The sequence below is a fragment of the Actinomycetes bacterium genome (assembly GCA_036000965.1).
Classification (GTDB): Bacteria; Actinomycetota; CALGFH01; order CALGFH01; family CALGFH01; genus DASYUT01.
In genome coordinates this window covers 71,694-85,272 of record DASYUT010000108.1, presented here as the reverse complement: position 1 = coordinate 85,272, position 13,579 = coordinate 71,694, and the positions used below count along the sequence as shown (strand labels likewise).

13 protein-coding genes are annotated in these 13,579 nt (G+C 75.1%); all 13 read right to left on the bottom strand.

Annotated features, from left to right (window positions below):
• The coding region (gene metK, locus VG276_08710) for a methionine adenosyltransferase (protein HEV8649474.1) at positions 1 to 1,081 on the bottom strand (1,081 nt) is incomplete at its 3' end.
• A 265-nt stretch (positions 1,082 to 1,346) separates the two neighbouring features.
• On the bottom strand, positions 1,347 to 2,672 hold the full coding sequence (locus VG276_08705; protein ID HEV8649473.1) for a bifunctional phosphopantothenoylcysteine decarboxylase/phosphopantothenate synthase: 1,326 nt from the start codon (positions 2,670 to 2,672) through the stop codon (positions 1,347 to 1,349).
• A gap of 90 nt (positions 2,673 to 2,762) precedes the next feature.
• Positions 2,763 to 3,041 (bottom strand): DNA-directed RNA polymerase subunit omega, encoded by a 279-nt coding sequence (gene rpoZ / locus VG276_08700; GenBank protein ID HEV8649472.1) that lies wholly within the window; start codon positions 3,039 to 3,041, stop codon positions 2,763 to 2,765.
• A gap of 54 nt (positions 3,042 to 3,095) precedes the next feature.
• Positions 3,096 to 3,647: a guanylate kinase gene (gmk, locus tag VG276_08695; protein HEV8649471.1), complete on the bottom strand. Its 552-nt coding sequence runs from the start codon at positions 3,645 to 3,647 to the stop codon at positions 3,096 to 3,098.
• A 56-nt stretch (positions 3,648 to 3,703) separates the two neighbouring features.
• Complete coding sequence (mihF, locus tag VG276_08690; GenBank protein ID HEV8649470.1) at positions 3,704 to 4,021, bottom strand: integration host factor, actinobacterial type; 318 nt, start codon at positions 4,019 to 4,021, stop codon at positions 3,704 to 3,706.
• A gap of 180 nt (positions 4,022 to 4,201) precedes the next feature.
• Positions 4,202 to 4,852, bottom strand: coding sequence for an orotate phosphoribosyltransferase (gene pyrE, locus VG276_08685; GenBank protein ID HEV8649469.1), 651 nt, complete (start codon positions 4,850 to 4,852; stop codon positions 4,202 to 4,204).
• Positions 4,849 to 5,619 (bottom strand): orotidine-5'-phosphate decarboxylase, encoded by a 771-nt coding sequence (gene pyrF, locus VG276_08680; GenBank protein HEV8649468.1) that lies wholly within the window; start codon positions 5,617 to 5,619, stop codon positions 4,849 to 4,851. Before pyrF ends, pyrE begins: the two co-directional genes overlap by 4 nt.
• Before the next feature lie 2 nt (positions 5,620 to 5,621).
• Positions 5,622 to 6,584 carry a dihydroorotate dehydrogenase gene (locus VG276_08675; protein HEV8649467.1) on the bottom strand — a complete coding sequence of 321 codons (963 nt, stop codon included), beginning with the start codon at positions 6,582 to 6,584 and terminating at the stop codon, positions 5,622 to 5,624.
• Positions 6,581 to 7,624, bottom strand: coding sequence for a dihydroorotate dehydrogenase electron transfer subunit (locus VG276_08670; protein ID HEV8649466.1), 1,044 nt, complete (start codon positions 7,622 to 7,624; stop codon positions 6,581 to 6,583). The genes VG276_08675 and VG276_08670 overlap by 4 nt, the downstream gene beginning before the upstream one ends.
• Positions 7,621 to 11,307, bottom strand: coding sequence for a carbamoyl-phosphate synthase large subunit (carB, locus tag VG276_08665; GenBank protein ID HEV8649465.1), 3,687 nt, complete (start codon positions 11,305 to 11,307; stop codon positions 7,621 to 7,623). Before carB ends, VG276_08670 begins: the two co-directional genes overlap by 4 nt.
• A complete protein-coding gene (locus tag VG276_08660) occupies positions 11,307 to 11,789 on the bottom strand; it encodes a hypothetical protein (GenBank protein ID HEV8649464.1) in 483 nt (160 codons plus the stop codon). The genes carB and VG276_08660 overlap by 1 nt, the downstream gene beginning before the upstream one ends.
• 14 nt (positions 11,790 to 11,803) lie before the next feature.
• Positions 11,804 to 12,955, bottom strand: coding sequence for a glutamine-hydrolyzing carbamoyl-phosphate synthase small subunit (carA, locus tag VG276_08655; protein HEV8649463.1), 1,152 nt, complete (start codon positions 12,953 to 12,955; stop codon positions 11,804 to 11,806).
• Complete coding sequence (locus tag VG276_08650) at positions 12,952 to 13,551, bottom strand: hypothetical protein (protein HEV8649462.1); 600 nt, start codon at positions 13,549 to 13,551, stop codon at positions 12,952 to 12,954. Before VG276_08650 ends, carA begins: the two co-directional genes overlap by 4 nt.
• Positions 13,552 to 13,579 lie beyond the last annotated feature (28 nt).

Below are 13,579 nucleotides of genomic sequence, written 5' to 3'. Positions count from 1 at the left end.
TGAACTCGGGGAGCTCGCGGCCGAAGTGACCATAGGCGGCCGTCTTGGCGTAGATCGGACGCAACAGGTCGAGGTCGCGGATGATCGCGGCCGGACGCAGGTCGAAGACCTCGAGCACGGCCTCCTGGATCTTCTCGTCCGAGACGGTGCCGGTGCCGAAGGTCTCGATGAAGACACCGACCGGGTGCGACTTGCCGATGGCGTAGGCGACCTGCGCCTCGCAGCGGCGGGCCAGGCCGGCAGCCACGACGTTCTTGGCGACCCACCGCATGGCGTAGGCGGCCGAGCGGTCCACCTTGGACGGGTCCTTGCCGGAGAACGCGCCGCCACCGTGGCGGGCCATGCCGCCGTAGGTGTCGACGATGATCTTGCGGCCGGTCACCCCGGTGTCGGCGCTGGGCCCGCCAAGCTCGAACCGGCCGGTCGGGTTGACGAAGACCCGCAGCCCCTCGGCGGCGAGGCCCTCGGGCAGGCTCGCGTCGATCACGTGCTCGCGCACGTCGGGGGTCAGCAGCGTGTCGAGGTCGATGTCGGGGCCGTGCTGGGTGGACACCACCACCGTGTCCAGCCGCACCGGGCGGCCCGCCCCGTACTCGATGGTGACCTGGGTCTTGCCGTCCGGACGCAGGTAGGGGATGAGCCCGGTCTTGCGCACCTCGGCCAGCCGGCGCGACAGGCGGTGCGCCAGTGAGATCGGCAGGGGCATCAGCTCCGGGGTCTCGTCGCAGGCGTAGCCGACCATCATCCCCTGGTCGCCGGCGCCCTGGGTGTCGAGCGGGTCGGTGTCGCCGGCGCGCTCCTCGTAGGCGTGGTCCACGCCCTGGGCGATGTCGGGCGACTGCTCGTCGATGGCCACGGTGACCCCGCAGGTCGCCCCGTCGAAGCCGTACTTGGCCCGGTCGTAGCCGATCTCGAGGATCGTGCGCCGGACCGTCGACGGGATGTCGACGTAGGTCGAGGTCGAGATCTCCCCGGCCACCACCACCAGCCCGGTGGTGATCAGCGTCTCGCAGGCCACCCGTCCGGCCGGGTCGGAACGCAGGATCTCGTCGAGCACGGCGTCCGAGATCTGGTCGGCCATCTTGTCCGGGTGACCCTCGGTCACCGACTCCGACGTGAACAGGTAGCGGTTTGCCACGAGCAAGCCTCCAGGATTTCGTGTCACGACCCGGGCCCGAGCGCGGGCTGCGGGAAGGGTAGACGGCGCCCCACGCCAGGAGCAAACGGCCCCGCTCCCCCGGCGTCGGCACGGTCCGGCAGGGGAACCATACCGTATCGGCTCCCGTGCCGGGAAAGGCCAGCAGGGCAAGGGAATGTGCGGGACGGCGCGGACAGGGGGCGGCTGGTCAGCCGGCCCGGAGGGCCTCGACCCGGTCGAGCAGGCGGCGGGCGATCTCGGCCTTGGGGGCGCCGGGCAGGGGCTCGACGCCCTCGGCGTCCACCAGGTAGGCGGTGGCCGCGTCGGCCCCGAAGGCTGACCCGGACCCCTCGACGTGGTTGACGACCACGAGGTCGAGGCGCTTGCGCTCGAGCTTGCGCCGCCCCCCCTCGACGTGGTCGTCGGTCTCGGCGGCGAAGCCGACCAGGACCTGGCCCGGGCGGCGGACCCGGCCGAGCTCGGCCAGGGTGTCGGGGGTGGGCTCGAGCACGACCTCGGGCACGCCCCGCTCCTTCTTGAGCTTGCGCTCGGCGGCCGCCTTCGGCCGGAAGTCGGCGACCGCGGCAGCCATCACGATCACGTCGTGGCCGGCCGCCTCGGCGAGCACGGCGTCGTAGAGCTGCTGCGCGGTCTCCACCCGCACCTCGCGCGCGCCGGCGGGCAGGTCGACGCTGGTGGCCGCGGCGACCGCGGTGACCTCGGCGCCCCGCCGCAGGGCCTCGGCCACGATCGCGGCGCCCATGCGCCCGGAGGACCGGTTGCCGAGGTAACGGACCGGGTCGATCGGCTCGCGGGTGCCGCCGAGGCTGACCAGCACCCGCACCCCGGCCAGCCCGCGGGCGGTCTCGCCCGTGCCCGAGGAGCCCACCCCCTCGCCCGTGCCCGAGGAGCCCACCCCGGAGGCGGGCGACCCGGCGCCGGGGTGGGACCGCTGGCCGGGCGCGAGCGCGGCGACGACGCCTGCAACCAGGTCGGGGAGGTCGGCGAGGCGGCCGGGGCCGACGTCGCCGGAGGTGAGCGGGCCGGATGCCGGGGGGACGACCCGCACGCCGCGGGCGGCGAGCACCTCGAGGTTGCGGCGGGTGGCCGGGTGCTCCCACATCTCGGTGTGCATCGCGGGGGCGACCACCACCGGCCCGCCGAAGGCCAGGGCGACGTTGGTGACCAGGTCGTCGGCGAGCCCGGCGGCGAGCCGGGCCAGGGTGTGGGCGGTGGCCGGGGCGACCACCAGGACGTGGCCCCAGCGGGCGAGCGCGACGTGCTCGACCTCGCCCGGCTCGTCCCAGATCGACGAGGGGACCCGGCGGCCGGTCAGGGCGGCGAAGGTGGCCCGGGTCACGAACGCCTCGGCGGCCTCGGTGAGCAGCGGCTGCACCTCGGCCCCGGCGCGCAGCAACTCGCGGGCCAGCTCCGCGGCCTTGTAGGCGGCGATGCCCCCGGTGACCACGAGCAGCACCCGGACCCCGCCGAGCTCGCCAGGGCTCGGCGGAACCGAAGATCCACGGTCAGGCATCGTCGTCCTGGGCTTGTCTGGAGAGCTGTGAGGCTGCGGGCGGGGCCCGCTCCGCTTCGGGGGAACTCGGGGGCCTGGGCCCCCGAGCAGCTACTTGATGGACTCGGCCAGGTCGGCGGGACGCTCCCAGTTGAGCTTGTCCTCGCCGAGCTCCTGCAGGGCCACGGAGAGGGCCTTGCGGTTGGGGCCGGCGTCGACCATGGGCGGCACGAACTCGCCGATGCCCTCGCCGAGCTGGGAGTAGTAGCCGTTGATCTGCCTGGCCCGCTTGGCGGCCAGGATGACCAGGGTGTACTTGGAGTCGACCCGCGCCAGCAGGTCGTCGATCTTCGGTTCGATCACGTGCTGTCGCTCCTCGGGACTGCGGATGCCTACCTGGCGTCGGGACTACGGATGCGTATCTGGCATCGGGACTGCGGATGCCTACCTGGCGATGGTACGCCGCAAGCGGTTGACGATGTCGATCACCTCGCGGGCGGCCGTCTCAAGATCGTCGTTGACCACCGTGGCGTCGAACTCGGGCTCGGCGGCCAGCTCGTCGGACGCCTTGGCCAGCCGCCGCCGGATCTGCGCCTCGCTCTCGGTGCCCCGGGTCCGCAGCCGCCGCTCGAGCTCGGCAAGGCTTGGCGGCTTGATGAACACCATGGACGCGTCCGGCGTGTTCGCCCGCACCTGGCGGGCGCCTTGGACGTCGATCTCGACGATCACGTCCCGCCCCTGCTCCAGCGCCCGCTCGACCGGCTCGCGTGGCGTGCCGTAGCGATGGCCGAAGATCTCGGCCCACTCCAGGAAGCCACCCGAGGCGACCAGCTTCGCGAACAGGTCGGGGTCCACGAAATAGTAGTGCCTGCCCTCGTCCTCGGCTGGCCGGGGATGCCGGGTGGTGGCCGAGACCGACAGCTCGAGGTCCGGCAGTGCAGCCAGGAGCCTGGCCACGATGGCCCCCTTGCCAACCCCCGAGGGGCCGGCAAGCACGATCAAGCGACCGCGGTGGTCGGACGATCCTCTGCCTGACGCAGCGCCCAGCGGGGTTACTTCTTGGTGCTGAACTCGGACAGCAGGGCGTCCTTCTGCTTGGAGCCGAGGCCCCGCACGCGGCGTGACGCCGAGATGTCGAGCTTCTCCATGATCTTGCGGGCGCGCACCTTGCCGACGCCTGGCAGGCTCTCGAGCACGCTGGCAACTTTCATCTTGCCCACCGTCTCGTCGCCTTCCTTGTCCAGCACGGTGGCCAGGGTCAGGTTGCCGCTCTTCAGCTGCGCCTTGAGCTCGGCCCGCTTGCGCCGCGCCTCGGCCGCCTTCTCCAAGGCCTGCTGGCGCTGCTCGGGCGTCAGGGTGGGCAGTGGCATGGTGCCTCCTCGTTCGGGGTGGCCTGGGCGGACGACCCGCACGCCCCCCGGGTGCCGGTTGCAAAGAACGCGCCGGATTCTACGCACACCTTGGGGGTGGCCACAATCTATCGGCGCAGGTCAGAACACCTTCTCTGTAGATTTCCCGACATATCGGCCTGGTAACCGGCTGGTTCCCGGTCACTGCTCGTGGCCGTCGAGGCGTCTCGAGCCCGGCGACTCGGCTGTCGAGCCGGCTAGGCAGGAGGGGCACTCGGCCGCCTCCCAGGCCCCCGCGGCGACCCTGGCCAGGGCCATGAAGGGGACCGCGAGCTGCACGGATTCGGGCAGGCGGTCGATGATCGTGGCCAGCACGACCACCTCGGCCCCGGCCGCTTCGAGCAGGTCGCACACTTCCAGGGCGGAGCCACCCGTGGTGACGACGTTCTCGCTGACCAGCACACGCTCCCCCGGAGCGATCTGGAACGATCTCCGCAGGGCGGCGGCGCCCTGCACGCGCTCGGTGAAGAGCATGCGGGCGTCGAGCGCCCTGGCGGTCTCGTGCCCGATCACCACCCCGCCGAGGGCCGGCCCGACCACGACGTCGACCAGCCCCTGGAAGGGCTCGGCGAGCGCCCGCCCGAGCGCCTCGGCCACCCGCGGCCACTGCAGGACCAGCGCGGACTGGAGGTAGGTGTCGGAGTGGCGGCCCGACGAGAGCACGAAGTGCCCGGTGCGCAGCGCCCCCGCCCGCCGGTACAGTTCGAGCACCCCGGGCTGGTCGAGCCGCCCGCCGGGCAGCGGCGGCTCGACCAGGCGGCCGCCCGGGGTCAGCGGGCCGCCCGGGGTCACCGGGCCGCCACCGCCTCGTCCCGCACGGCCCGGGCGGCCGCGGCCGGGTCCGGCGCCCGGGTGATCGGGCGCCCGACCACGAGCCAGTCGGCCCCGGCCCGCACCGTCTCGGCCGGCGTGGCCACCCGGGCCTGGTCGTCCAGGCCACCCTGGCCACCGGTGTCCAGCCGGACGCCGGGGCAGACAAGCTGGACCCGCTCGCCCGCAGCGCCCGAGGCTCCAGGGCTGGTCGCGGCGCGCAGGCGCCGGGCCTCGAGCGGGGAGCAGACGAGGGCCGGGCAGCCGGCCAGGGCTGCGAGCCGGGCCAGCCGCTCGGCTGTGGCGGCGGCGTCGCCGAGGCCGAGCCCCGCCAGGTCAGGCGGGGAGAGGCTGGTCAGCACGGTGACCGCGGCCACGTCCACCCGCCCGGCGGCGGCCTCCACCGCCGCCTCCAGCATTGCCCGGCCGCCCGCGGCGTGGACGGTGACCATCCTGACGTCGAGCTCGGCCGCGGCCTCCACCGCGCGGCCGACCGTGACCGGGATGTCGTGGAGCTTGAGGTCGAGCATCACCCGGTGGCCCTCGCCGCGCAGGGCGCGCACCGCGCCGGCGCCGTGGGCGCAGAACAGCTCGAGCCCCACCTTGACCATGCCGATCGCAGGCGCGGCCAGCTCGGCCCAGTCGAGGGCGAGGTCGAGGTCGGCGGTGTCGAGCGCCAGGATCACGGGCGAGCCGAGCCCCCCAGGGCCCTCTTCCGGTCCCTTCCTCTTGAAGACGATGCTGGTCATGCTCACCTCTCGGGCTGGAACAGTGCGGGCAGCTCGGCCACGGACCCGACGCCCTGGGTCTCGAGGTAGGCGGCGAGCCCGTCGGCGACCTCGACCGCGGCTCGAGGGTCGACGAAGCTGGCGCTGCCGACCGCGACCGCCCTGGCCCCGACCAGCAGGAACTCGGCTGCGTCCTCGGCGGTCAGGATGCCCCCGGTGCCCACGATGGGTACCCCGGGCAGGGCGGTGGCGACCTGCCAGGTGCAGCGCACGGCCACCGGCCTGATGGCCGGGCCGGACAGGCCGCCGGTGCCGGCGGCCAGCAGCGGGCGCCGGCGGTGGACGTCGACCGCCATGCCCAGCAGCGTGTTGATCAGGGTGAGGCCGTCGGCGCCCGCCTCCACCACGGCCCTGGCCACCGCGACGAGATCGGTCACGTCGGCGGTCAGCTTGGCCAGCACGGGCTGCCCGGTGGCGGCCTTCACGGCCGCCACCACCGCGGCTGCGGCGTCCGGGTCGGTGGCGAACACCTCGCCACGGTGCTCGACGTTGGGGCAGGAGAGGTTCACCTCGATCAGGTCGACCGCGTCCTCGCGGGCCAGGCGCCCGGCGACCCGCGCGAACTCGGCCGCGCTGCGGCCGACCACGCTGGCCACCACCCGCGCGCCCGCACTGGCCAGGAACGGCAGGTCGGTGGCGCAGAACGCCTCGACGCCCGGGTTCTGCAGGCCGATCGCGTTCAGCATCCCCGAGGGGGTCTCGGCCACGCGGGGCGTGGGCCGCCCGCGGCGCGGCTCGAGGCTGACCGACTTGGTGACCACCGCGCCGACCTCGCGCAGGTCGAGGAAGCGGGCCATCTCGCGGCCGAACCCGAAGCAGCCCGACGCGGCCAGCACCGGCGTGGCCAGCCGGACCCCGCACAGGTCGACCGAGAGGTCCGTGCCGGCCCCGGGGCGGGTCCGGGGGCCGGGCGCGGTGCTGCTCACGGCGCCCGCTCCCCCACCCCGGCCCGATCCGGGGCGGGGTCGGGCTCCCGGCCCGGCGTCGACCCGCCGCTTGGACCCGGGATGCGCGCGGCCGGCACGGAGCGGGCCAGGCCCGGGGCGGCCGGGGCGAGGCCCACTCCAGCCCCGGTCGGGGCGAGGCCCAGCTCGGCCCAGGCGACGGCGGCGCCGTCGAAGACCGGCCCCTCAATGCATGACCTGGCCATGCGCGTGGTCCCGGTGCTGGACGGCCCGCCCGGCTCCCCCGGGCCGTCCAGCACCGGGACCACGCAGGAGAAGCAGATGCCGGTCCCACACGCCATCCGCTCCTCGACCGCGACCTGGCAGGGCACCCCGGCCGCGGCGGCGGTGCGGCTCACCGCGGCCAGCATCGGCATGGGGCCGCAGGCGTAGACCTGCCTGGTGCGGGCCCGGGCGAGCAGCTCGGGCATTGGGTCGGTGACCACCCCGCGGCGCCCGGTCGAGCCGTCGTCGGTGGTGACCGTGAGCGAGCGGCCGAGGCGGGCGCACGCCTCCGGCTCGAGCAGGCGGGCCGCGGTCGACGCGCCGATCAGCACGTCCACCGGGCAGCCGCGCGCGCGCAGGTCCCCGGCGAGCAGGAACAGCGGCGCGGTGCCGTAGCCGCCCCCGACGAGCAGGCAGGCGGGCGGCCCGCCGCGGCTGCCGGTCTGGGGGGCGGGCGGCCCGCCACCGTTGCCGGCCGGGGGAGTGGGCGGGGCGAACGGGCGGCCGAACGGCCCGAGCACGTCGACCGTGTCACCCGGGCCGACGCCGGCCAGGGCGCGGGTGCCCGGGCCGACCACGTCGAACACGACCTCGACGGTGCCCGCGGCGGCGTCGGCCGCGTGGACCGAGAAGGCACGCCTGAGCAGGAGCGACTGGTCGGCCGCGGGCCGCACCTCGACGAACTGCCCGGCCCGGGCGGTGGCCGCGACCGCCGGGGCGGCCACGGTGAGCCGGTGGTAGACGCCGGCCCGCCCGCGGGCCACCACCAGGCAGCGCTCCCCGGCCGGCCCGGTCACCCGGCCACCCTCGTCCCGGCCTCCCCGGCCCTGGCCCTCTCGGCCCTGGCCCTCTCGGCCCCGGCCCTCTCGGCCCCGGCCCTCTCGGCCCCGGCCTCCCTAGGCCCGGCCTCCCCGGCCCTGGCCTCCCTGGCCTTTTCGGCCTCGGCTTTCTCTGGCCCGGCCTCCCTGGCCGCTCTAGTCTCCCCTGGCCCGGCCTTCCCGGGCCCGGCATCCCCGGCCCCGGCCCCAAGGCCGGCGCCGGGCCGGATGGGCCCGGCTAGGCCCTCCTCGCCCTGGGCGTGCCAGGCCTGGATCGAGCGGACCGTGAACTGGCCGGCCAGGCGCGCCTCTACGCCCTGGACCATGGCGGTCAGGCCGGACAGGGTGGTGACGATCGGGATGTCGGCGGCCACAGCGGCAGCGCGGATCTCGTAGCCGTCGCTGCGCGGACCCGAGCCCTGGGGGGTGTTGACGACCACGTCGATCTCCCCGGCCCGGATGCGGTCGGCCACGTTGTCGGGGCCCTCGCCCACCTTGCGGACGACCGCGGCCGGCACCCCGTTGCGGGCCAGCACGCCGGCCGTGCCGGCCGTGGCCACCAGCTCGAAGCCGAGGTCGACGAGGCGCTTGGCGGGCAGCACGATCGCCCGCTTGTCGGCGTTGCGCACCGACAGGAACGCCACCCCCTTGGTCGGCAGGGCGCCGTAGGCGGCCTCCTGGCTCTTGGCGAAGGCGGCCCCGAAGGCCCGGTCCAGGCCGAGGACCTCGCCGGTCGAGCGCATCTCGGGTCCCAGCAGCGAATCGGCGCCCGGGAAGCGGGCGAAGGGCAGGACCGCCTCCTTGACCCCGACATGGGCCGGCTCGGGCGCGAGCACCCCCCGCCCGGGCGGCAGCATGCCGGCCTCGCGCAGGCTCGCCAGGGTCGCTCCGATGCCGAGCAGCGCGGCCGCCTTGGCGACCGGCAGGCCGGTGACCTTCTCCACGAACGGGACCGACCGGCTCGCGCGCGGGTTGGCCTCGATCACATACAGCCGGTCGCCCTTGACCGCGAACTGCACGTTGAGGATGCCGACCACCCCGAGCTCGCGGGCGAGCCTCGCGGTGGCCTCGCCGATCGCCGCCACCTGGTCGGTTCCCAGGGTGATGGGCGGCAGCACGCAGGCGGAGTCGCCGGAGTGCACGCCGGCCTCTTCGATGTGCTCCATCACCCCGCAGACAAGCACCTCCCCAGTGGCGTCGGCGAGCGCGTCGACGTCGACCTCGACCGCGTCCTCGAGGAAGCGGTCGACCAGCACGGGCCGGCCTGACAGGCGCACGCTGGCCAGCGCGGGCGACCGGGCCAGGGCGTCGGCGTCGTAGCAGACCTCCATCGAGCGGCCGCCGAGCACGTAGGAAGGTCGGACCAGGACCGGGTAGCCGACCCGCTCGGCCACCGCCCATGCCTCCTCGGCGGTGGCGGCCTGGCCCCATGGCGGGGCGTCGAGCCCGCAGCGGGCCAGCACCGCGCCGAAGCGACCCCGGTCCTCGGCCAGGTCGATCGCCTCGCTCGGGGTGCCGAGCAGGGGCACCCGGGCGGCGGCCAGCCCGTGGGCGAGCTGCAGGGGGGTCTGGCCGCCCATGGTGACGATCACGCCGACAAGCGGCCCCGAGCGCGCCTCGGCCCGGCACACCTCGAGCACGTCCTCGCAGGTGAGCGGCTCGATGTAGAGGCGGTCGGCGACGTCGTAGTCGGTCGAGACGGTCTCCGGGTTGCAGTTCACCATGACCGTCTCGTAGCCGGCCTCGCGCAGCGCCTGGACGGCGTGCACGCAGGCGGTGTCGAACTCGACCCCCTGGCCGATGCGGTTGGGTCCCGACCCGAGCACCACCACCCGGGGCTGGGCGGTGGCCGGCACCTCCGTCTCCTCCTCGTAGGTCGAGTAGAAGTAGGGGGTGGACGCCTCGAACTCGCCCGCGCAGGTGTCGACCGAGCGGTAGACCGGCTCCACCCCGAGGGCGCGGCGCCTGGTCCGCACCTCGCCCTCGGTCGACCCGACCGCCGCGGCGAGCTGGCGGTCGGAGAAGCCGTGCCGCTTGGCCCGCCAGAGCAGGTCCCGGCCGAGCGCGTCGATGCTGCCGGCCGCCTCCACCTCGGCCCCGACCTCGACGACGCGGGCGATCCCGTCCACGAACCACGGGTCGATCGACGAGGCCGCGGCCACCTCCTCGACCGTGCAGCCGTCCCGCAGCGCCCGCATGACGTGGTGCAGGCGCTGCTCGGTCGGCACCGCCACGTCGGCGAGGAGCTGCACGGGACCGGAGGCCAGAGCAAGACCGGAAGCCCGGGGGCCCGATTCCGAAGCGGGAGCCCGGGGGGGTTCGGGGGGGCGCTTGTTGCCCCCCCGATGGGACGATCCTGCCTCGGGTTGTGCCTCCCGGCCGCCGTCCTGGCCGGCATCGAGCGGCAACGACGATCCTGCCTCGGGTTGTGCCTCCCAGACACCCTCGGAACCGGTCTCGAGCGACCGAAAGGCCTTCTGCAGCGCCTCCGGGAACGTGCGGCCGATCGCCATGACCTCCCCGACCGACTTCATCCTGGTGGTCAGCGCCGGGTCGGCGCCCGGGAACTTCTCGAACGCGAACCTGGGCACCTTGCACACGACGTAGTCGATGGTCGGCTCGAAGGCGGCGGCGGTCTTGCCGGTCACCTCGTTGCGGATCTCGTCGAGGGTGAAGCCGACCGCGAGCAGGGCGGCGACCTTCGCGATCGGGAACCCGGTCGCCTTGGAGGCCAGCGCGGAGGACCGGGAGACCCTGGGGTTCATCTCGATCACCACCCGGCGGCCGCTGGCCGGGTCGACCGCGAACTGCACGTTCGCGCCGCCCGTCTCGACCCCGACGGCCCGCAGCACCGTGATCGCGTCGTCCCGCATCGCCTGATACTCGACGTCGGACAGGGTCATCTGGGGCGCGACCGTGATCGAGTCGCCGGTGTGCACCCCCATCGGGTCGAGGTTCTCGATCGAGCAGACGACCACCGCGTTGTCGGCCCGGTCACGCATCACCTCGAGCTCGAACTCCTTCCAGCCGAGCACCGCCTCCTCGAGCAGCACCCGGTGGACCGGGCTGGCAGCGAGCCCCTGGCCGAGCAGCTCGGCGAGCTGGTCCTGGCGGTGGGCCACGCCCCCGCCCCAGCCCCCCAGCGTGAACGAGGGCCGCAGGACCACGGGCAGACCGAGCTCGGCGACGGCGGCGAGGCCGTCGTCGACCGACCCCACCTCGATCCCGCGGGGCAGCTCGAGTCCGCTCGCCCTGCAGACCTCGGTGAACGCCCGGCGGGACTCGGCCCGCCTGACCGCCTCGACGGTGGCGCCGACGAGCCGGGTCCCGGCCCGTTCCAGGGCGCCGCTCTCAGTCAGCTCGACGGCCAGGTTGAGGGCGGTCTGGCCGCCGAGGGTGGGCAGCAGCGCGTCCGGCCGCTCGGCGTCGAGCACCGCTCCGACCCGCTCGGCGGTGAGCGGCTCGAGGTAGGTGGCGTCGGCCACCTCGGGGTCGGTCATGATCGTGGCCGGGTTGGAGTTGACCAGGACCACGCGCAGGCCGAGGGCGCGCAGTGCCCGGCATGCCTGGGTGCCCGAGTAGTCGAACTCGGCCGCCTGGCCGATCACGATCGGCCCTGACCCGACGACCAGGACGGAGCGGAGGTCGCTGCGGAGCGGCATCAGCCCTCCGGTCCGAGCACGGGGTCGCGCGCCTCGCGGGCGGCCGGCGGCCCCAGCCGGTCAGCCGCCGGATCCGGCTCCCCGCCCGCCCGGCCAGTGGCTCCCGGCTCCCCGCCCGCCGCCTCGGCGGCTGCATGGGTGTAGGCGGACTGGCCGGCATCCCAGCCGTCGTACAGGCCCTTGCGGATGGCCTCGGCCCAGAGGGCGCGCACCTGGGCGGGGGCGAGCAGGCGGAGCCGGATCGCGAACCGGCTCGCCCCCTCGACGCTGGCTACGAGCGTGCGCAGCTTGGCCTCGTCGGCGGCGGTGGTGCGCCGCCCAGTGGGCGAGACGGGCGCCTCGGCCTCGCCCCGCAGGCTCGCCTTGAGCACCAGGGCGCGGTCGAACTCGGCCCGCAGGGCGTCGGCGACCTCGCCGGCCGGGGGCAGGGTCCCCTCGTCGACCCCGCCGAGGGCTCGGAACGTGCGCTGCTCGTCTGCCATGGCGTGCTCCCTCTCTACCCGGAGCGATGGAGCCGGCCGGCGTCCATCGTGATGGCGAAGCGCTGGAACAGCGGGTGGGCGTCGTGGGGGCCGGGGGCGGCCTCCGGGTGGTACTGGACCGAGAAGGCGGGCGCGTCGAGGCATTCCAGGCCCTCGACCACTCCGTCGTTGGCGTTGCGGTAGGTGATCCGGACGCTGGCCGGCAGGCTCTGGGCGTCGACCGCGAACCCGTGGTTGTGGCTGGTGACCGCGACCCGGCCGGTGACCACCTCGACGACCGGCTGGTTCACGCCCCGGTGCCCGAAGGGCAGGCGCATGGTCCGCCCGCCCACGGCGAGGCCGAGGAGCTGGTGGCCGAGGCAGATGCCGAAGAGCGGCACCCGCCCGAGCAGCCCGGCGGTCGCCGCCACACCACCCACGACGGTGGCCGGGTCGCCCGGGCCGTTGGACAGCATCACGCCGTCCGGCTTCCAGGCAAGCACGTCGGCGGCCGGCGTCGACGCGGGCACCACCCGCACCCGGGCGCCGAGCCGGCGCAGCCGCCGGCCGATGTTGGCCTTGGCCCCGAAGTCGTAGAGCACGACCCGGTAGCGCTCCTCCCCGTCGGCGGGCAGCTCCACGGGGTCGGCGCGCGTCACCCTGTCGACCAGGGCGAGGCCGGTCGGGTCGGGTGCGTCCAGGGCGAGCCGGCGCAGGGCCTCGGCGTCGCCGGTCTCGGTGGACAGCGCGCCCCGCATCGCCCCGGCGGTGCGCAGGTGGCGGACCAGCCGCCGCGTGTCCAGGCCCTCGACCCCGGGCACCCTGGCCGCCTCCAGCTCCTCGGCCAGGCTGCGCTCGGCCCGCCAGCTCGACGGGCGCCTGGCCGCCTGGCGGACAAGGAACGCCGCCACCTGCACCCGGTCGGACTCGGCGTCGGCCGCGGTGGTGCCGTAGTTGCCCACCTCGGGGGCGGCCATGCACACCAGCTGCCCGTGGTAGGACGGGTCGGTGAGCACCTCCTGGTAGCCGCTCATGGCCGTGTTGAACACCACCTCCCCGGCTACCGTCCCGCCGCCCGCGAACGCCTCCCCCCGGAACGCGGTCCCGTCCTCGAGCACCAGCAGCGCGGCCCGCGCCTGGCGCCCCTCCGGCCCGGGCACCGTCTGGGGTGCGCCCGCCCGCATCATCGGACCACCAGGGCGTCAAGGCGCGAGGCCCAGTCGGCGGCGGTAGCCTCGTCGAGGACGAAGCCGGAGCGGAGGCCGGTGCCGCCGAGCCGCCAGTCGACCACCAGCACCCGGGGCGCGTACACCGCCTTGCCGGCGTGGTGGGTGGCGACCTCGGCGCCCTGCAGGACTTCGGCCGGAATGCACCAGGCGCCGGCGGCACCCCGGTCCACGCGGAGCCCGGACGGATCCAGGGCGAGGCCGACGACCGTGCGGCCGAGCAGGCCGTAGCCAGAGAAGCGGCGCACGGTCGAGGGCGCGTAGGTGGTGCCCAGGTAGCGGGCGCCGGCCGCCTCGAGCAGCACGCCGGGCGCGCCAGCGGGAGACGCTGACCCGTGCGCGCCGGCGGCGGACCCAGACCCGGGTACACCCGCGGCGGAGCCAGACCCGGGCATACCGGCGGCGGACCCGGGCGCGCCGGCAGCCGGTGGGCACTCGGGCAGGGGCGGCAGGCCCTGCTGCTGCCGCCGAGCGGTCCGCCGCACCGCGCCCAGCACCAGCCAGGTGGCCAGCCCGGCCAGGGCCGCGACCACGAGCAGGCTGAACGCCCAGCTCATCGGTGCACCCTCAGCGGGTGGTGCACCC